The organism is Selenomonadales bacterium 4137-cl, assembly GCA_032334055.1.
GTDB lineage: Bacteria > Bacillota > Negativicutes > Sporomusales > UBA7701 > Anaeroselena > Anaeroselena agilis.
In genome coordinates, this window is sequence record JAUOZS010000001.1 from 2,480,805 (window position 1) to 2,500,339 (window position 19,535).

At 57.1% G+C, this 19,535-nt stretch carries 11 protein-coding genes; all 11 read right to left on the reverse strand.

What is annotated here, in order from left to right; all coding sequences use genetic code 11:
- Positions 1-37: 37 nt before the first annotated feature.
- The 11 genes from Q4T40_13060 to Q4T40_13110 all read right to left on the reverse strand — a co-directional run bounded on the left by Q4T40_13060 (position 38) and on the right by Q4T40_13110 (position 19,487).
- Positions 38-412, reverse strand: a complete 375-nt coding sequence (locus tag Q4T40_13060; protein MDT8902179.1) for a hypothetical protein — start codon at positions 410-412, stop codon at positions 38-40.
- Positions 412-2,916, reverse strand: coding sequence for a hypothetical protein (locus Q4T40_13065; GenBank protein MDT8902180.1), 2,505 nt, complete (start codon positions 2,914-2,916; stop codon positions 412-414). Before Q4T40_13065 ends, Q4T40_13060 begins: the two co-directional genes overlap by 1 nt.
- Positions 2,917-2,929: 13 nt before the next feature.
- The gene (locus Q4T40_13070; GenBank protein ID MDT8902181.1) at positions 2,930-12,004 is read right to left on the reverse strand and encodes a transglycosylase SLT domain-containing protein; all 9,075 of its coding nucleotides are present in this window, start codon (positions 12,002-12,004) and stop codon (positions 2,930-2,932) included.
- A gap of 17 nt (positions 12,005-12,021) precedes the next feature.
- Complete coding sequence (locus Q4T40_13075; protein MDT8902182.1) at positions 12,022-13,683, reverse strand: hypothetical protein; 1,662 nt, start codon at positions 13,681-13,683, stop codon at positions 12,022-12,024.
- Positions 13,683-14,222 (reverse strand): hypothetical protein, encoded by a 540-nt coding sequence (locus Q4T40_13080; protein ID MDT8902183.1) that lies wholly within the window; start codon positions 14,220-14,222, stop codon positions 13,683-13,685. Before Q4T40_13080 ends, Q4T40_13075 begins: the two co-directional genes overlap by 1 nt.
- A gap of 4 nt (positions 14,223-14,226) precedes the next feature.
- Entirely contained in the window at positions 14,227-14,703 is a 477-nt protein-coding gene (locus Q4T40_13085; protein MDT8902184.1) for a DUF2833 domain-containing protein, read from the reverse strand.
- The gene (locus Q4T40_13090) at positions 14,703-16,997 is read right to left on the reverse strand and encodes a hypothetical protein (protein MDT8902185.1); all 2,295 of its coding nucleotides are present in this window, start codon (positions 16,995-16,997) and stop codon (positions 14,703-14,705) included. Before Q4T40_13090 ends, Q4T40_13085 begins: the two co-directional genes overlap by 1 nt.
- A 2-nt stretch (positions 16,998-16,999) precedes the next feature.
- A complete protein-coding gene (locus Q4T40_13095) occupies positions 17,000-17,596 on the reverse strand; it encodes a hypothetical protein (GenBank protein MDT8902186.1) in 597 nt (198 codons plus the stop codon).
- A gap of 63 nt (positions 17,597-17,659) precedes the next feature.
- Positions 17,660-18,052 (reverse strand): hypothetical protein, encoded by a 393-nt coding sequence (locus Q4T40_13100; GenBank protein ID MDT8902187.1) that lies wholly within the window; start codon positions 18,050-18,052, stop codon positions 17,660-17,662.
- Positions 18,049-18,438 carry a hypothetical protein gene (locus Q4T40_13105; GenBank protein MDT8902188.1) on the reverse strand — a complete coding sequence of 130 codons (390 nt, stop codon included), beginning with the start codon at positions 18,436-18,438 and terminating at the stop codon, positions 18,049-18,051. Before Q4T40_13105 ends, Q4T40_13100 begins: the two co-directional genes overlap by 4 nt.
- A gap of 56 nt (positions 18,439-18,494) precedes the next feature.
- Positions 18,495-19,487: a hypothetical protein gene (locus Q4T40_13110; protein MDT8902189.1), complete on the reverse strand. Its 993-nt coding sequence runs from the start codon at positions 19,485-19,487 to the stop codon at positions 18,495-18,497.
- Positions 19,488-19,535: the final 48 nt, after the last annotated feature.

A 19,535-nucleotide genomic window follows, 5' to 3' on the forward strand; every position in this document is an offset into this window, starting at 1 on the left:
AAACATCGGATGGAATGGACACCGCCTGCTGATCGCGTTAGGAAGAACCGCCATTCAATATCACCCCCATTCTTATTTGATATTCTTCTTCTAACAGCGTGAACTCTCCGACCAACTCTGCCACCGTCACCTGATCGTTATAAACCTTGTCGGCCGTAGTGATGTATTCCAACAGCAGCCGACGCTGCACGTCAAATTCGGCGTTTAGCGCGGCGATCTGCTGGTCCTGGGGGATCGGGGGAACATAGAAAACCAGCGAAGGAATATCCGCTTCCTCCACTTGTTCCCAGCCCATTTGACAATACTGCTCCTTTACCGCATCCGACACCCACGGCGAAGGCCACGGATCTTTCGTTTGCGGCGGACTGATAACCTGGCGCTGTTCATTGAATTGCGTCCACAGTTTAGACATTACTCTATCACCTCCGCGTAACAGCCAATATAGCCACTGGTTTTCCATACGCTGTTTAAGAGCGTAGCTCCGGCGGCATAAACACGCAAACCGAATGGGGTATTTTGATTAGGTCGCAATTCACAGCCATAGTCCACACCGCCGTATGACCATAAATTGTAAACCGGGCTTTCGTTTTGCCCACTGACGTCAGCCGCCCAGGTATACGTAGCACGTACCTTTCGTGTGTCGAAGGGATTATCCCAAAATAGTGTAGTTAAGCCGCTGAAATATTTCCACCCCAAGAATACTTTGCGATTGCCACCCACGGCCCCCTCTCGCCGCCCATATTTATAGTCGGTGTCATTGGCCTCGATAGGGGATACGGCGTCCGTTCGGACAAAGCCGATTGAGATAGAATCGGCGGGGAGGGTGGAGCGGATGTCGGAGTGGTCGGGCGTCGCAATATGGGCGCAAAACTCCGCTGCCCCCCAATAGTTATCGGCGGCTAAGTTAGCGGTCGCCAAGACCCTAATAGAATATTGAGAGGAAGGTGCGACGTATGGTGGCAGGACTAACTCATTTACCAAACCTGCGGTCGTATTCATTGTATAACTCTGCATATCAACCCAGACTGAACCGTTGAAAAATTGCGCCTTTACCGTGGCAACAACATTCAAGGCAGAGACGGGATTCTGGATGGTTATGGATTTTATCGGAGTATTCGCCGGGATGTTGCTAACTCCGATGTACGCGGCATTAGCAATGGACACACCCACCTGCGAAGAAAACCAATAAGTGGAAGACCGTCCGTCTGCCGCGTTTGTAAGTGGATAGGAGGCATGGTTTCCACCCGAAATAAGGGTGCTCGCCGTGGCAATATTCGTGGTTTCGTACCTACACGGCAGCAGGAGGGCGTTAGAAATGGCGGCTATCTGGGCCGGGGTGCGGAGGGCGTTGCGAAGTTCGACATAATGGATTGTTAGGGTGGAATATTGAGTGGATGTTAGGTATCTTCCAATGTGCAGATTCCCTGCCCCTGTATTTATCGACAGCGCACCTTGTACAACGAGAGAACCATTGACATATATGAGAACGTTTGTCCCGTCATAACAGCACGCCATGAAATAGGTTTTGCCTGGGACCATAATATAGTCACTGCTAATGCCAACAGCGCCGTTGCTCACCGCAATAGCGCCGCTGGCCAAAATATAAACAATAAACACATTGGGAGTTGTATCAACACCGTAAGCGGCGACAACTGATTGCGCCCCTGTACCAGTAAAAGTTAGCACTATGTCTAACTCTCGCGCATTAGCCCCAGTGGGGAATCCAACGCTATTAGCACTTGAATAGTATCCGGTGCTACCGTCGAATTTTCCAGCGTAATCCGCTGCCCAACCACTGACTTGTGTTACTGTTCCGAATTTAGTACCATTATTACCGTTGCCGCTAGTGTCGGTCAGGGTTGCGCCGCCGTCAACGATATAGCGTAGGACGGTGTTAGCGTCTGCGGCAGGAAAGGCGGCGTCAATTTTCCCCACCGTCCCATCCATCCTAGCATAAACCAACTGCGCCCGCCGCGCTGCCAGCGCTAAGATTTGTTCGGTATGGAACTGCACATCCTTTTCGCTGATCGACGCATGGCCGGTTTCCACCGTCAGGTTCAGGTCCGCCCCGGGCCGCAATTTCAGCCCGCTGGCGATGTAGTTTGTCAGGCCAGGAACGCCGGCGCCGGCATCGCCTGGAATAAATTCTTCCGTTGCGGCATCATAGACCAACGCCTGACCGTCCTGGATCCCGGTCAGATCCACCGTTTTACCGGCCACCTTCGCCGTGTCCGCCGCCTGCGCCGTTGCATCCAGCTTGCTGTTTATTGCCGTTTCCACCGTTCCGGCGCCGTGTTGGATGGCGCTGGACTGATGCGCTGCAACCGGATCGATGATATGATCGATAGCCGCTTGAACCTCCGATGCGCTGAACAGATCAGGAATACCGGTCTTATTCTCGATCCTGGTTCCGTCAGCACTCCACCCCAGTAGCGCGTTCGCCACCGGCGCCGGAAGCACAAAGTTAATCACGGAGGACACCGGCCCGATCAGCACACGCCCCAGCTTTTCGGCCAGCTGCTGCGCGATGAACGTGATCTTATCGAATGCGCGTTCAACATCCTCCGCAAGATACGGCCCCTGCGTCACCAGATCCATTTCCTGCGTCAGCGGCACGTCCCGCAGCAGTACGATCTTCCATCCCACCGGTAGCTTCGGCGGCTGCAATTCCGGCGCCGGTTCGGTTCCCGGTTCGTACCCGGGATACTTCACCTGATGATTGACAAGATCAACATAATAATCCGAAGTCAGCGGGATTTCAGATCCGGCCGGATCGACCAAAATCACCTTGATCCAATCGGCATTACCAGACAGCGGATTGCCAGGATCTTCACCGATGGAAAAGGTAAAGGGCCACAAAACTGCGGCCCCATCACCGTTATAGATATGCTTGTTGTTTTGGTTCTGCACCGTCACCGGCGATCACCCCTTAGTTCTTTTTCTTTTTCCCAAGAAGCGCATCCCTAATATCCACATCGGCATCCTCCACGATATAATCGTACAGCGCATGAAGTGATATCAGCAATTGCTTCCCAGGAAGTCCGGAAAAGTAAGTAAGCGCTTCCCCAGCCTTCCATGCCGCCTTTTCATAATCGTCATCTTCGCCGCTATCCCAGGCTTTATAGCCTGATTGAAACGCCCGGATGAACGTTTCAACGGCATCAGCGGCCGGCGACATTCTGTAATCGTACCCGGAAGTTAGGGAACTGACAGCATCCCGGATCCCCGGGATCGCCTGGAACGGATAAGCGACAATGGTTTTATAAAGCCACTTTAGCTTTTCATCGTCGTTATCGTCATCCCCAGGACCGCGGCCGGTTGCCAGTTCAGAGAGCAGCGCCGGGAAAAACCATAGCCAGGCGGCGCCGGCGATCAGCCGCGGGATATCGCTGGTTCCCTTCGTCTGCTGCAGCCTGGACGCGAACAGGTTATAGAGCGCGTTGAAGTACGAATAGAACATCGTGAACAGCTTCAGCATTTCCGGCCCGCGCTGGATCGCGGCCAGATCCTTCACCATGCCGCTGCCCTGCGTCTGCCGGATCAGCGCGTCAGCCGCCCGCAGCGCCCTTTCATCGTCGCCGGTTTCCTCCCTGACCTTGTTGTATTCGTCAATCCAGACCGGCACGCTGATCGAAAGATCCATGAACCCGATATGCCAGAAGAACGTTTCCTTGACACGATCCCAGGCATTTTCCTTCATCAGCTGATCGATGGTCTGCCGCACGTCCCGATCATAATTTGATATCCGCGTCCGCATGAACACGGATTTTTCGAACACGAAATCGATCTGTTCCTTCCATGTCCATGGCTTCGCGTAGAACCCGGACAGCGCCGCCAGCGTCCGCACCGCCCCGATCCGATCCATGAAGTTGAAGGCGCCAACCGGCTGCGCCAGCGCCGTGGTGATCTTCCAGCCCATAGCGACCACCGTTGTCCCTTTGCGCGCCTTCGCCGCCAGCCCTTCCAGGTAATTCGCCGGCGCCGAATAGTCATTGGCGATGGCCTGCAGCCAGGGATTGAACTGCCGGTATACCTCCCGGCCCAGAGTGTTCACGATGGCATCCTGGATGCGCTTATGCCGGATCATCTTATCCACGTCCCGCACAGCGCGCCGGAACGCCAAGTCGTGAATAACGTTGGTCAGGTGTTCGGAAAGCACGCCGAGATCCAGGCGCAGCGGCCGGCCGACAACCTGCGCGGCGCGATCCTTCGTATGCCCCTTTTTGGTAGCGGCCCGGAAGAATTGGTTTTCGAAGAAGGACCGCTGCCGTTCGACCTCATCGAAGGCGAACGCCGCTTCCGACTTGCGCGCATCGTACTTGATCGGATAGTACCCACCGGCATAATCTCCAAACTGCGTTATCACCGGCGCCGCTTCCACCTTCGGCAGCTTCACGCCGGCCACGTCCTTTGTCAGCTGATCGATCTCCGGGTAATAGGAATTGATGTAATCCCATATACCCTGCACCAGATCCCAATCGCGCTTCGTCATGTGATCGTCCAGGATCTTTTCAACCGTCTGCTGCGGCCACCCGAAGCCGCTCATTATCCGCTGGCGGTTCCCCTCGTTGCCCCAGTTTAGTGCCAGCGAAATAATGTTTTCCTTAGTCAGACTAAGGTTGATATCCTTGATAAAGATCTTACGCGACTTCCATGCAGCGCGTTCGGCCGGCGAGATCCCGGAGAACAGTTCCTTCAGCTGCCCTTCGGCCGCTTTCCGCAAGGCTATTTCCTGTTCCTCCGCTTCGATGATCGGCCGGAACAGATAATACCACGCGGTTCCGAGATCATTGTGGCCGTCCAGCTGGCGTACGATAAATTCGATCTTGGACAGCTGCGCGTGAGCGCTGCGCATCCTGGCCAGCCACTTCTGCAGACCTTCTTCGTTCGGATCCAGCGATTGCGGCTTCACCTTGTTGTTCTGGTAGATAGCCGCTTCCACATCAGCCACGGCCGCTTCGAACTCCCGCTTGTTCTTCGCGGTCAGCAGCTTGTTCTTCAGCCGGCCAAGGTGTTCGATATTCCGCACGCTATCTTCCAGATCCCGCAGTTCGTCGATGGTCAGATCCGAATAGTGTACCCGGAACGCTTCGTCCCGCAGCTGGTCGGGGATCGTCACGACCTCCATGGCCGCTTCGTGTTCGATGATCCATTCCCGCAGCGATTGGCGCTTCGCCAGCGCCTTCGCCCCGGCCTTTTTGAAGTCGAACCGTTCTAGGAGATCATCGATCTGTTCCAGATAAGCCGGATCGATAGACAGCTTTTTGCCGCCCCGCTTCGTGAACTTTTCGAAATACTTGATGGTCTTGTCCGCTTCGGCCTTGATTCGCAGCGATTCCATGGCCAGCGCGTGATTCAGCAGCTGCTGATCCTTGAACTGCAGCGCGTCCTGATATCGGCCGGCGCGGATCGCCGCTTCAGCCTGCTGCTGCGCCCGCCGTTCGGCCGCGAAGAACCTGGACGCCTGGACAGCTTCCACATAGCGCTTCGCCGCCAGCTGCGCCTTCGCCGCGGCCTGGATGGCCCGATGCCGGGACAGCGCATCCTTTACCCGCTGCCGCCGTTCCTTTTCCAGATCCAGCGCCAGCTGCCGCGCCTGTTCCGGCGCCACCGGCATCGCCGGCGCGGCCTGTTCGGGCATGGACGCCGCCATCCGTTCCACATCGGCCAGCATGTTGGCCACGGCCAAGTATGTTTCGTTCTCCGGGACATAGCCATCCAGGGATTGCAGACCATTCCGCAGATGATCGTCCGCCACGATCTCATATGCTTCGCGCATGGCCTTTGGCATCTTGGCCAGATCCTTTTCGCCGGCCTTGAACGCTTCGGTGAAATCGTACCAATTCCCGGGCAGGCCACCGTTCGGTGTCAGCGCCAGGATATCGGCGTACCACGGATGGTTATTGGAGAATCCGGCCGCAAAATGATAATCGCCATTCTCGTCAGGCGTCATTGTGCGGCGTTCAACGCCCAGCGCGCTGTTCCTGACAAGATAGGCGATATGTTCATCCATCAGCCGCTGCCGTTCTTCGGCCAGCGTTGCCTGCATCTGCTTATTGGCCACCGCGCGGATCCGGTTATCCAGATCGCTGCCGCCCATGGTCAGTTCTTCAACGATCTGCCGTTCCATGGCCAGCGCTTCCAGGCGCTTTTCGTTGTGGATTGCGGCAGCGGCTTCAGCCTTGATATTGATTCCGGTCTGCGCCGCGAACCTTGCCATGTGAAGATCGATCCGATCCTGCACTTCCTGATCGATAGGCTTGGCCGCGGCAATCGCCTGAATCAGTTCATCCCCGGAGGAATAGCCGAACAGATCCGCGGCATCGTCCGCCGTCAGCGCCGCCTTGCCGGAATAGATATTCTTCGGCAGCTTGCCTAGGATATCTTCGCCGTAATACTTCACCAGATCGGCGGCGTTGATCTTCATGCCGCCGTCCTGTTCCGGCGTCTGCATTACGGCCAGCGCCTTGTAAACCTGCTGCTGCGATACTTCGTCCCAAATCTCCGGAGTGACGCGCCGGCGTTCTTCAGCCACCCGCGCCTTCTGTTCCTCCGTCAATTCCTCCATCTGTTTGGCCAGCAGGATTTCTTCGGCCGTGGCCCGCGCTTCGGCCTGCAGTTTCAGGTAAGCGTTGTAATCGGCCAGGGAGATCCCTTTGCCCGCTTCTTCCGCGAACAGATCGTGATAACCGGCCATCACTTCCGCTTCAGCTATTTCGTCCTCTGTGGCGATCAGGCGATCCATCAGGCCGCGCACTTCCGGCGTGATCTCCACGTTCAGCCCCTTGATGCTGCGATAGATCCGCGTCAGCCAGTATTTGAACTGCCGGAACACGTTCTGCAGCTTCACGGACGGCGCCTTGCCCTCCAACAGATACGCTTCCCAGCCCCGGGCGAACTTTTCGTGCTGTTCCCTGGTGAACTGGACGCGGCCCCGGGCATCGATCTGTTCCGGCGTGACGCCCAGCCAGGTTTTCGCCGCTTCGAAGTCGGCCAGCGTCTGCGCCGGCGCCCGCCCGGACAGCACCACATCCTGCAGATCTTCAAGGAACAGATGGCCGGTTTCGTGGACGAACGTGGATCTGTCGGCCCGCGGCAGCAGCGTGATGATCACGCGCCCCGGTTCGAAGGTGATCGCGCCGCGCGGCCCTTTGCCAGCAGCTTGGAACAGCGGGAACCCTTCGTTAATCGCCACGTTGCGCAGGCGCGGCGTAATGTCAAAGGCCGCGTTGGAGGAAGATGGCTTTACGCCACCAAATTCAGCCGCAGCTTTCGCGGTATCGGCAAACGTTGCCTTCTCCACTTCCACCCCGAACTGCTTCAGGAACTTATGCGCAATCTGCGGCACCATATTATCATAGAAGGCCCGCATTCCTTCGCCGCCGACTTTGAGATCCAAGCCAGCCATCTGATACTGATATGCACCACCGTAATGCGCTTTTTGCCTTTTGCCGGTTTTAGCTTCCATCCTGTCCGCCATTTCTTTACCAAGAAAACTTTCAAGATCTTGCCTGCTGTCGAAGGTCTTATTCATCGGTTCGCCTCCTGCAAGTTCGAACCAGACCCTGACAGGATAGATATCCTTCATCTTGTTGACTTCATAGGTCATGCCCTTGATATGCTTCGACAGGTCGTAGTGCGCAGCGTTCTGCTCCCCGGTGGCGAAGGCAACGCGGAAATACCCACCTTCCGCAGCCATGCGGATAACCTGTTTCAGCGCCAACGTGACCCATTTATCGGTAGCGGTGACAAAGGGGGCTTCGGGAACACTCCCTATTTGCGACTTATGGGCCTCCATTATTTCATAAGCTCTTTGTTCAGTCGCATGCCGACTAACCCATCTATCACCTTCTAAAACCACCCAAGGGTGTTCAGCATCTTCTTTCGGTCTGTGTTCAACCCTGTATTCGGATCTGAACCCCTTCTTCCGGCCCTCCTGCGCCCAGTCGGACTGAATTTCTTCAACGAACAGCACTTTTTTGCCGTCGCCGTCAACCCGATCAGTCAGACGAACGTGGGCGATGACGTTAGCTTCGTCCCAATGGGAGGAACTATAAACGGTTTCAGAAACGCCGCCTAGCTGATGGTGAATGGCTTGTTCTTCGGGATTCATATCGTAAATCCATCTATCGCCGTATTTTTGATACATTGATTCAACAAATTGGCGATACTTCGTTGGTAGCGTCAGCAGCACTTCGCGGTAATTATCGCCACCAGGAACAACGTACCGGCTGTATTTGGTGTTTCCGCGCCTGGCGTTTTCCTGCTCAACAAACTCCCGCGCTTCCCCTTCAAACTCAAATCCGGCAACCACTTCTTCCGTGTCCGTGGTGAAAACCTGCCATATCCCATCTTCCGGATCCTGGCTGTAATTCAGCCGACCTTCGTTGCCGGCACCTTTTTGCACCACATCAACGCGGATCGACCCTTCGGCGGCGATGAAATCCATCACTTCCGCCTTGCTGACTTTCTTCCTGCCGGCCAAAAACTCTTTAAGGCCTGACCACTTCACTTCATCATCTTTCACCCCGGCCTTCTTTAGCATACCAAGCAGCTGATCCGGCGCAAAAGTGTCCTGCTTCAGTTGCGTCAGTTCATAAGCCAACTTGGAAAAGAAAGTCGGTCCAGGAGCAGGTTCAACCTGGTTGATCTGCTGTCGCAGTTCCGGATCATACCGGAAATCCCGGCCGTTGAAATGGATGATCGCGTTGCTGTCCATAACAGGCGCCGTCACGCGCCGGCCATCCACCGTCAGCCCCAGGCGCATCATTGTATCCCTGGCTTCGATCTCGCCGGCCAGCTGCCGGTAAGCCTGCAGATCAGACTTGCCGCGCATCTTGCCGTGGACGCCTTCCCAGCGCTGCAGCATATCATCCGTAACGGCCGGATTCTGCGACAGCTTGAACGCTTCGTAATCCGGGAAGATATCACCCAGGCCCGCGGCAACATGGTCCGCCAACAGCTTTTGATACTGTTCTTCCGGCGTCATGTTTTCGCCGGCCTGCGGCAACCACGCCCGCAGCGCCGAAGCGCCCTGCATCTGTTCAGCCTTCTTCCGCACTTCGGTCATCAGTTCCACGGATCCGCCGCTGGCGAAATCTTCTTCCTGCTGGATCAGATGCTGAATTTCGTGCATCAGGATCCGCATGGCGTGATCCGGGCTTTTCGCGCGGATTTCAAAACTTTCGCCATTGATAGGATCGATGTTCATCCGGCCACCGGAATTAGCGTTCTGATCAATGATGATCGAAGTCGGAATATAGGCCAGATGCGGGTAAGCAGCGAACAGCGCGGGATGATCAAGCAGCCTGCCGAGATCGTTTTCGATCATCATTCCCTGCTGACCAACGTTGAACTTGAACTGCGCATCAGTATCGTTGATCTCCCAGCGCCACTTCCCATCCATGCCTTTATGCCATCCGGTGTTCTGGCGGATCGTTTCCGGATCAAATCCCTGGTATTCCAGTTCCTGCGCCTTCGCCAAATTCAGCATATCGGCGGTATCGGCCTGGACGCCGGCATACTGGAAGAAGGATTGTCCACCCATCCGGCCGGTTACTTCCCGGATATATTGGTTCACGGACGGATGCCCATCGGCCTGCGGCGTGTTCGGATCGTACAGAGGTTTCCCCTGCTGCAAGCTGCGGGCATATTCCGGACCGGCATACCACGCCGCAGCAACAAGTTCGGGGGAACCGAACTCTTTCATGTACTGCTGGATCTTGAACGCAGCAACGCGGTCCTGGTTCGCTTCCGACATATCGGCGGGATCCACGCCGGCTTCCTGCGCCCACACCGGCCAGTTATCCGGCATGATCTGATATTTCCCCGCGGCGCCGCTATACTGATTGACCACGTTCGGATCGCCGGCACTTTCCTGCGCGGCGATAGCGGCGATCAGACGGTCAGAAACAGGCCCGAAGTTGGGGGAAGTAACCGGGATCCGGCCGGCCGGCATCGCTTCACCCTTTTCGATGATGATGCCCTTGCGCTTGAACCATTCAACCGGCGTGATCCCCAGCTGCTTGGATGCAACCATGGACCGCGCGGCGATGATCTGCGCATCGGCCGCGGCCACTTCCGGCTTCCGTCCCTCCGCGATCAGCTGCATCTTGATCTGTTCAGCCACCTGATTCGCCTGCTGCGCTTCCTCGCTTTGAACCGCCAGGATCCCCTTGGCCTTGTCCAGTTCCTGCTGATAATACTCTTGCCGGCGCTTCGTGAACTCCTGCGATTCCCGATAGGACATATCATCTTCGCGCAGCTTGATATCCGGCGCCAGCTGCGCGTGATGTTCAGTCCCGGCCAGCTTCGCCTGATAGACTTCCAGGGGGATGGACAGATCGCCACCGGCCGCAAGCTGTTCGGCCAGCTGCTGATCGATCCCCAATTCCTGCGCCACCTTCGGCGCATTGTCCTGAAAGTAGGCCACGAACTGCGAAGCGGAAATGTGGATGTTCTCCACCGGCCCATCCTTCTTGACCTCCCGGATAAAATCCTGATAGGCAGAAGGAAGGCGCCCCAGCGTTTTGGACGCAGCCGCGTTTTCGCCTAGCGCCTGGATAACCTCCATGTTTTGCTGCGCCTTTGCAGCGCGCGCGCTATCGTGGATGAATCCGCCCATAGGCCCGGGCAGCGCCAGGATGGAAAAAGCCTGAACCGATTGCACGCCGGTTTCGGCCAGCCGGCTGGTATACGTTCCTTCCGGGACCGGCGCGAAGGATTGCCCGGATACCTTCTTCGATCCTTCCAGGCCCAGGATGGTGATCCCTTCCTGCAAGATCTCCGTGGCCGTTTCCTTCGACACCACGCCGGCATACTTCTTGGCGAAATTCACGAACGCATCGGAATATGTCCGGTTGCGCAAAATCTCCTTCATGCTGTCCCTGGACAGTTTGGCCACCAGCTTATCGGCGCCGGGGATGCTTTCCATCAGCCATTTCAACTGAAACGCTTCGATGCCGGCATTGGCTGCGCCGACCATGATGGCGGCGACCTTGGCCACATCCCGATCAATCGGATTCCCGCTGATATCCTTGGTGCTAATGAACTCCCGGAACGCCGAACCAGCTTCCAGCTTGAACGCGGTTTCCATGGCGCCGGTATACATGCCGGCCGTCATAGCGGCCATGCCCGCAGGCGCAGCTGCCGGCAAGCCCACGCCGGTCAGCGCCGCGCCACCGGCCACCGTGGCGCCGCCGATAGCGCCATATTTGCCGCCAGCCTTCAGCTGTTCAAGCAGCTGCGGCGCTAACTGCGCAGCGCCGAAGAAACTGGCCGGGAACCATCCTTCCGGCCCGATCTCCGCTTTCATTTCAGCTTCAAGCTGCTGCGCCCTGGCTTCCAGCGCCGCATCCGTATTGCCAAAAATCTGCTTACTGCCGATATCAGCCAGTTCCAGCTGCTTGTTCCCGGACTTCCACCCGCGCTTCAGGCTGTCGAAGAACCATTCGGTTTTCGCAAGATTCTCCACATCATCCTTGGCCACGGCCATGTTTTCCGGCCGCTGCAGGAAGGCAGACAGCTTCGGCGCCCGCTGGGAGATCATTCCCCAATCGTAATTCGGCCCCTTGCCCTGCTTCAATATTTCGATGGCCTGATCACGGTTCGCCTTGTTCGCTTTGAAGATCCACACAGGCACGTTCAGTTCCCGGGCAAGTTCCTGATCCATCGCTTCCTGATCCGGATCCGTATCGGCAACCAGACCATAGGCTGCGGCCAGTTTTTCAGGATCCACGGCCGGCTTATCTTTGGGCAGGTTGCGGCCGGCGAAATCCATGATGCGCTGCCCCAGCGAACCGACAGGCTGCGGTTGACCCGACACGGCGCCGGATACCTTTGCCTGATCTTCCTCCGACAGCGGGCGGAATGATCCCCGCGTGAACGGCTGCGGCTGCGGCACGTCCACCGGCGCAGAAACGCCGAGCAAAGGCGCCTGCTGCGCCAGCTGCCCCGGCCCCAGCAGCGCCTGATCCTGATCGTTAAGCGGTTTTATTTCAGCCATGAATTACCCACCTTCCTTTAGGGGATCCATTCGTTCCACCTGCCGGTTTTCGGATCCTGGAACACCCAGCCCCCCTTCCCGTTGTTTATTTTGGTGTTCCACATCGAACCGGCAGGCGCACCAACAGGCGGGGTTATCTTGAAATTAAATTCATCCTTGTTAAACCAGAACTTCCGCTGCTCGACAGTTACCTTGCCAACCAGATCCTGGACGATCTGTTCGCGTTCATCGACAGTCGGCGCGCGCCCCTTCTCGCCCTTGAACGCATCGATCCGCTGCGAGATCCCAGCCCACAGCTTGCCGTAATCTTCTTCCTTGACGCCGGCCTTCTTCGCAATCCTGGTAACGTCCGCGGCCCAGCCGAACCCTTCGTCGCCGTTCGTCCCTTTCAGGATCGCATTGAAGAAATGTTCGTAATCGCTATCTGCCAGCAGATGGCCGTAATTCATGCGCAGCTGCGTGATGTTGATCTTCCCGGTCTGAACGGCCAGATTGACCTGTTCCCACACTTCCCGCGTGGTATGCTTCGGCCGGCCGGTTTCATCCAGCCCCATCATGGAAAGCGCATGCGATTGAAGCGACAGAAATTGCTTCCCGGTCAGTCCCGATCCGCCCAGGATCTGCTGCACATTCTTCGGCGTCAACTGGCCGGCCGCTTTCAGCTTGACCAGCTGATCAATGCTATCGTCATACGCTTTTTCGTGCAGGCGGTCCTGATTGTTTTTCCGGAACGCCACTTCATGCCGATATTGGCCGATATAGTATTCCAATTCCGGCGCCGCCAGGTTGCGGCCTTCCAGATCCTTGCGGGCGGCTTCGGTGTCAAAACCGTACTTCGCCCACAGTTCCTTGTTCAGCACCTGGGACTTATCGATCCGTTCCTGCTTCATAATGTCGGCGTTGATCGCTTCCCTGCGCTGGGACGAAATTTCGTCCTTGTGTTCGTCATACCAGACGCGGGCGCTGCGGCTGTCGTATTTGCCGAGCATGGCCCTGATCGTGCTTTCGTGCAGGCTGGATATGAAATCTTTCTTTTCGGCCAGGATAGCTTCCGGCGCGTGCTTGCCAACCATCGTGGAATCAATGGCCTTCAGCCCCGCTTCCGCCTGCGCAGCAAAGTGATTCGGATCGTAAGGGTTTTTCCCAACGCTGTCAACCGCTTGATACTTGGCGCCTTCCCGCGTTTCGTTACCCCAACGATCCATTTCCTTGACCTGATGCTTCGAAACAGCTTCACCGACAGCCGAAGCGCGGCCGGCCACGAACTTCAGGAACGTTTCCCGCTGCCGGTCATTTTCCAGGGATTCCAGCACTTCCTTTTCGATCTTGGCCATTTCTTTTTGTGATTGCTCATATAGCCCATCGGCATCTTTGCCCCTGCGGAACATGATACCCTTTTCGGGATTATGAAGGTAATCATTCACCTTGGCCTGATAGGTATTGCTGGCGTCCAGAACCTTCCGCGCGTTTGTTTCTTCCTGCAGCTTGATAGCGTTATCGGTCAGAATGTTGCCGGTTTGCTGAAGCTGCGCACCCAGCGCCCCCTGCGCCCTGGCAACGCCGGCGCCGAAGTCATCCGGATCCGCTGCCGTACTTAGCCGCACCCCGGGCAACGCTTTCGGCATCGTCTGATCCTTATAATCGGGAATGGTGATCCCGCGCCCACCATAGCCACGCATCAGCCGCCACCGCCCTTCGCGCCGGCCTTCTTCATTTCGTACCATTTGTTGGCGACTGACGTGGCGCCGCCGATCAACGTGGTCATGGCGCCCCAGGATCCAGCAGCCCGCGCACTTTGGGCGCCGTAACGCGCCAGTTTCGCCTGATTCCGCAGATCACCAGCCTGCACGTCAAATCCCCAGCGCTCCCGCTGCGCATTGGCGCGGACCGTGGCAGCATCAAGTTCAATTTCTTCATTCGTCCCGGCCAGAATATCAAGCGCGGATCCGCTTGCCAGCAAGCCGTTTGCCCCGATAGCAGCCCGCTGCGCAGCCTTCACATCGGCCCCATACTTGCGCACCTTGCCTTCTTCCACGGCGCCGCGTTCCACCGCATCCGTGGCCTGCCGATCTACCATCTGCGCATTTCTTTCCAGCATCTGCGCTTCGTACTCTTTGGCCCGGGCTTGCGCTTCAGCCTGCGACTTCACCGCCCGCATCTGCGCCACCGTCCCGGCGACCTGAAGGCCGATACCCAATGCGCCATCAGCAACACACATAGCCTTAACCTCCCATCGTAAAGCGATAGAACGGCAGCTGTTCGGCGCCATACCGCACAGCCGCGTGAAAGGTGAACCCGCAGAACTTCAGCCACTTGATTGACAGATCGTTCCGCACGTCCACATGATTCTGAAGAAAGCGATATTCCTGAAGCATCAGCTGCACATACTCCCGGCTGTGACGCAAGAAGGGGATCGTCACCTTTACGATCTGATCCGTTCCCAGCAGCCAAGGCGCCCCGCCGCCCGCCAGACTTAGCCGCGAAGCGCCGAACATGGCCACCGGTTCATTTTTATATAGGATCGTGAACCGCATTCCTGGCCGGCGAAAAGAAAAGTCCAGCGCTTCGGCCGGCGTGAAATGATGGGACGCCCATATCTCCTGACGGTCAGCTTCCCGGATCCGCGGCGCCACCACAGCAATATCTTCCGGCAGCGCCAGCCGAACGGCCGCATCCTTGGTTACTTGGTGAACAGCCATCACATAACCACCTTCGGGATGATCGCCAGAATCGTAACCGGCAGGGGATCCTCCTGGCGGTAAAGCACCCGGCCTTCGCTGTTGTATCCGCCAGCCATGGCCACCCGGATATCGCCAGAATAGAGCGGCAGCGCTTCATCCCAAACGTCCCGGACCATAGCAGCCAGATCGTTCAGCTGCGCCGGATCCGGCCCGAGCTTGCCGCCGCGGGAATTTTCTAGCCGCATCAGCACTTCTGGGATCCGCTTCGGCCGGCCCTGCGCCGTCCCTTCCTGCGTCTGCACTTCGATATTCAGCGTTTCCAATTCGGCCGTGATCGGCAGGCCGGCCGTCACCACCGAATAAGCGGCTGAAGTGGTGGACAGGACGATTTTGCCGCCTGTCACCGTTTTCCGCGGCAGCACGTTGCCATCGGCCAGCACAGCCACTTCTTTCCCTTCCAGATGATGCAGGTTCGTGATCTCCTTGATCGGCGCCCCATCGTGCCGCAGACCGCAATCAACGAACCAGGAATACTTCACGTCCAGATCGTTCGGCAACCGTTCCGCCATGCGTTCGACGTAGCGAACCACCTGGCCGTTCACCAACCGCTGCGCTATGAACCAAACTTCATCCCGGTCCGCCCCGGGTATGGCGCACACGCTTTCGAACAGTCCGTCCGTATCGTGGCGATGCCAAGCGATTACTTCCTGTTCGCGCAGGTATGTCATGCCGAGCAGAACCCCATCGCTTCGGATCATCCACAGGATGCTGTCCGGTTCCTGCTGATAGGCCCATTCATATATTTCGTAGCGCTGCACCAGATGTCGGGAGAGTATGGATAGATCGTTGCCGGTGTACTTGTCCGAATAGAGATCATAACCAAGATCGCGCACCGTAGATCCTTTGTCCTGAACGTACAGGATCCGTTCGCCGACCACCGCAGGATCAACCCAGGCGGCGCCGCGGTATCCCTGGACGCGGGCGCGGATCGTGTTCGGCGTAAGCACCGAATTGGTCCCGGAAGGCCCGATCTCCCATTCGGAGGAAGAAGTCAGCCCGATGATATCCCCCAGCGCCACCAGGGACCGCAGTTCATTGACCTGGCGCGAAACCAGCGTGGCCGTGATCGCATCGTCATCCTTCGGCGGCGATCCGCTGGCGAAATTAACATAGTCGCCAATCTTGCTGAACCAGATGGTTTGCGGCTGATAAAGCGAATTGGCGGACGCAATCCTATCGCTGCTGTCGAAAACAACGCAGGCCGGATATCCGCGCACGTCAGACCATGCGCCTTCCCGCCAATCGTCAGTATTGCCGGTTCCGCCAAGTTCGCTGATCACATCGCACTTCGCCGCCCGCGGTCCGGTGACGCTGGTGATCTTCACAATCCCATCCAGGTTATAAGGATAGGACGATAGATCCACATTCGCCGTTCCGCTGCTCCAACCGTAAGCGGTCACGCGCAGCTGGCACAGTTCATCTTCGGTCCCGCTGTCGTTCGCGTTGAAATCGCCAGCGGACGAATAGAAACGGATCGCCTGCCACGTCGATCCGTTGTCTTTTGACCTTTCAACCTTCAGTTTTCCGGTCCATGTGCCATGCGAGATCAGTTTCCACGTTCCCTTGCACTTGATAGCCGTACTGCTGCCGTTGGTGCTGGCCGCATATGCCACCGTTGAACCCTCGACAAAATGCGTCAGCTTGAACAGCGCCCCCACATGGCCGGCCAAGAAGATATCGAAGTCGCTGGTGATATCCTTGTCTGTGCCGGTCACGGCGGATACTGCCAGATGCTTCGTTTCGTCCAGGTTCGGATCTAGGAACGGCCCGTTTTTATAGGGAAACGCGGTCAGCGTCCAAACATGATGATCGGTTCGGGAAAGCTGCTGCGGGGGATGATTGGAATGGGTGATATACATAACGTCCGCTGATTGCGCGGTTTTCAGATATGCCAGTTCGCCTTCGGTATAAGGAGAGGCTATTTCCACGATCTCCCCGGCCTGCGGATGACCCACAGGATAAACCACTTGCCCGCCGTCCTTGAAAAATCGGATATACTGATGGCCAAATTCCAGCACATACGCCTGCAGCGTGGAGAACTCAAACTTGATTAGGCGGGCCAGCTTGTCCGGGTATTTCGTGGCAGCGATGAACTCCGTCCCTGCGCGGTTCGAAGCGCCGCCATGCGGGTGAACGTAGAAGTTCCGCATTGTCCTGGTTCCAATAGCGTACTTCGCCAGATCAACCCGCGCGGCCATGGCCGGCGATAATTCGCCAGCTGCGAAGCTAGGCTGAATTTGATAAACAGCCATGGCTAAAACCTTGCATCCACATAGGGATTATCATACTGCGGATCTTCAGCACCTTCGTTCGCATCGGCGCGAACCGCACCTTCCAGGACGGTGGCATAAACTTTCAGCAGGTGTTCCCGCAGGTTTTTATCATCGGACAGCGGCACGCTAAGATCCGCGCCGAAGCGCCACGCGATAGCGTCAACAAACTCCGGATCGTACTGCGTTGTGTCGGTGATCCGCGCGTGGAACTCCATGTAGGCGCCGGGAAGGTTCGTATATACCCGCTTCCCGCTGCCGGTAGGCGCAGCCCGCACAACGTACTTGACCGGATTCACATCGCTGATCGTGGTTTCATTGAACAGGCGCTTGATCCGCAGACAGTCGGCCGGATATTGATAAACATAAGACCATTCCGGATCCGTTTCGTTGGCAACCGCGGCCAGCTGCGCCCGCTTCATGCAGAAGTTCCAGGGATAATCCCGCAGCGCACTATCCCGAACATTAGGCCAAAAGAGGTTACAGGCCCGGGCGCTGGGGGATGCCTGATCCAGCGCGGTGATGGTTTGCCCGCCGAAGCGCTGCAGCGCCATATTGCAGATATCAACCAAACTAGCCACAGTTCCACCCCCTTGATAAATGAAGAAGGGGGCGCAAGCAGCACCCCCCTTTCATTTTTGCACTTATTCCGTTGCGGCCAGCGCCGCGAGAGCGTTGGCCAGTTCATCCTTCGTGGCGAAGATCTTTGCCGCGTCCAGCGCCGCGAAGATCGTGGCCTTGTTTGCGGCCGGTTCCACAGTAACGCCTTTTTCCGTGGCGAACAGGATCATGGTGTTTTTCGTGATTCGGTCCAGGCGCTTCATGTCGAAATCGCCGGCGTTCGCAGGCGGATCGGCGGGCGGCTGCACCGGGGGAGCAGCAGGAGGCGCGGGCGGCGGGGTAAATTCCGCCGAAACCACGGATCCGGCGCCGTCAGGTTTGAAGTGTTCGTTCGGCTGCGCTTCCTGTTCGATGAAATCGCCGGGATAGAACAGCCGGCCGTTGAAAGTGCAGTGAACTTTCGCTATCCACTTCATCCGATCTTCACATCCGGCTTGATGGATGCGAACACCTTACCGCCCGAAGGATCGGCGGTAGCAGCCATGGACAGCCTGATCCATTCGTCATGTTCGAACGGCAGGAATGCCTGCATCAGCGTTTTCCCGGCCACTTCCTGATTGATCCCTGCGGCCGGCGTGAAGGTGAACAGATCCACCGGCGTGGTGAACGCTTCGTCAGATGCGGTTTGCACCGTGATCCCGGTGATCTTCTTGCCGGCTGCGAAGGCAGCGGTCAGCGCCACATCGATCAGCAGCGGCCGGTAGGCGCGCCCTTTGCCGACATACACGGCGGTGGAGGTTTTCGGCGTGGCGTCGATGGTCAGGTTTTCGGCCAGGATCAGCTTGGCATCAATGTTAGCCATAGGTTTTTCCTCCTTAAATTAATCTAGGCAAGGGGGGATTCGCTCCCCCCGCCCGATCAGGTCAGTTCGGATTCGGTGTTCAGGATGGCATCGCAGCGCCGGAAGGGAACGCCCCAGAAATGGGTGATCTTCTTGCCGGCGAAGGTGTCGATGGTCAGGTTAACGTTGGCCTTGTTCTGCGCCAGCTGGTCGATCTTCGTCATGGCCTTCCGGTTCAGGTAGATCGCGGCCTTGCCCGCATCGATATCTTCGACACGGTTATAGGCGTCGATCAGGTAATTGATGAAGTTGTCAGCCGTGATCGTGGCCAGATCGATGTTGCAGAGGCGGACGCCATACCGGTAATCGCGGACAGACAGGCCAAGATCCCAATTGTATTGGGATTCATAGGCCCAGAACTCCTTGTTTTGATCGTCATACGCTTTGACGCGGCCATTATCCCGGTAGCGGAAACCGGCCGGCGTACCTTCGGGATAGAAACCGTGGATCTGGTTCTGCCCCCATACGACGATGTAGATGGAAGTCAGCGCGTTGCCGGCGCCGCCACAGTCGATCACGTATTCCGCGGCTTCGCACTTGGCGATATCCGGGGAATAGTAGTAGGCGCCCAGGCCGGTGAACTTGGCGGGGTTGATCTTCTCATCGCCATAGAACAGGGTGAGCGCCATTTCCTTGTTCATGGCCTGCTGATGCGCCTGGTTCTCGCCAAGGCGCCATTCGTTGCCGCGTTCGCTGTTCACTCCGCCGTTCTTTTCCAGCAGGCGTTCGTCCACCTTGGCCAGCGCTTCCATGCCGCCGCTGGTGAAGGTGATCTGCGAAGTCCCGCTGATGCCGGGAGTAACGCCGCGGTTGATCATGCGCCACGCGACTTCCGGCAGCTTCGTGCGCACCGTGGTCATGTGCGCGCTCTTTTCGTTGGCTTCGGTGACGATCATATCATCCAGGATCCGGTTCGTCTGCGATTGCATTTCGATGATCTTCTGGATGGTCTTGTCGAAGCCTTGCCGAGTGGCGAAGTCCTGATAGGTTGCGAAGTTAGTGGTGGCCATCGATAATTTCCCTCCAATCTTTTGATTGTCACCTTTTGGTGACGGTCA

Bases quoted from the DNA above. Each gene is read 5' to 3' on its own strand.
- Q4T40_13110 (MDT8902189.1), bottom strand. From the start codon at position 19,487: ATGGCCACCACTAACTTCGCAACCTATCAGGACTTCGCCACTCGGCAA.
- Q4T40_13075 (MDT8902182.1), bottom strand. From the start codon at position 13,683: ATGCGTGGCTATGGTGGGCGCGGGATCACCATTCCCGATTATAAGGAT.
- Q4T40_13080 (MDT8902183.1), bottom strand. From the start codon at position 14,222: ATGTGTGTTGCTGATGGCGCATTGGGTATCGGCCTTCAGGTCGCCGGG.
- Q4T40_13105 (MDT8902188.1), bottom strand. From the start codon at position 18,438: ATGGCTAACATTGATGCCAAGCTGATCCTGGCCGAAAACCTGACCATC.
- Q4T40_13060 (MDT8902179.1), bottom strand. From the start codon at position 412: ATGTCTAAACTGTGGACGCAATTCAATGAACAGCGCCAGGTTATCAGT.
- Q4T40_13100 (MDT8902187.1), bottom strand. From the start codon at position 18,052: ATGAAGTGGATAGCGAAAGTTCACTGCACTTTCAACGGCCGGCTGTTC.
- Q4T40_13090 (MDT8902185.1), bottom strand. From the start codon at position 16,997: ATGGCTGTTTATCAAATTCAGCCTAGCTTCGCAGCTGGCGAATTATCG.
- Q4T40_13070 (MDT8902181.1), bottom strand. From the start codon at position 12,004: ATGGCTGAAATAAAACCGCTTAACGATCAGGATCAGGCGCTGCTGGGG.
- Q4T40_13085 (MDT8902184.1), bottom strand. From the start codon at position 14,703: ATGGCTGTTCACCAAGTAACCAAGGATGCGGCCGTTCGGCTGGCGCTG.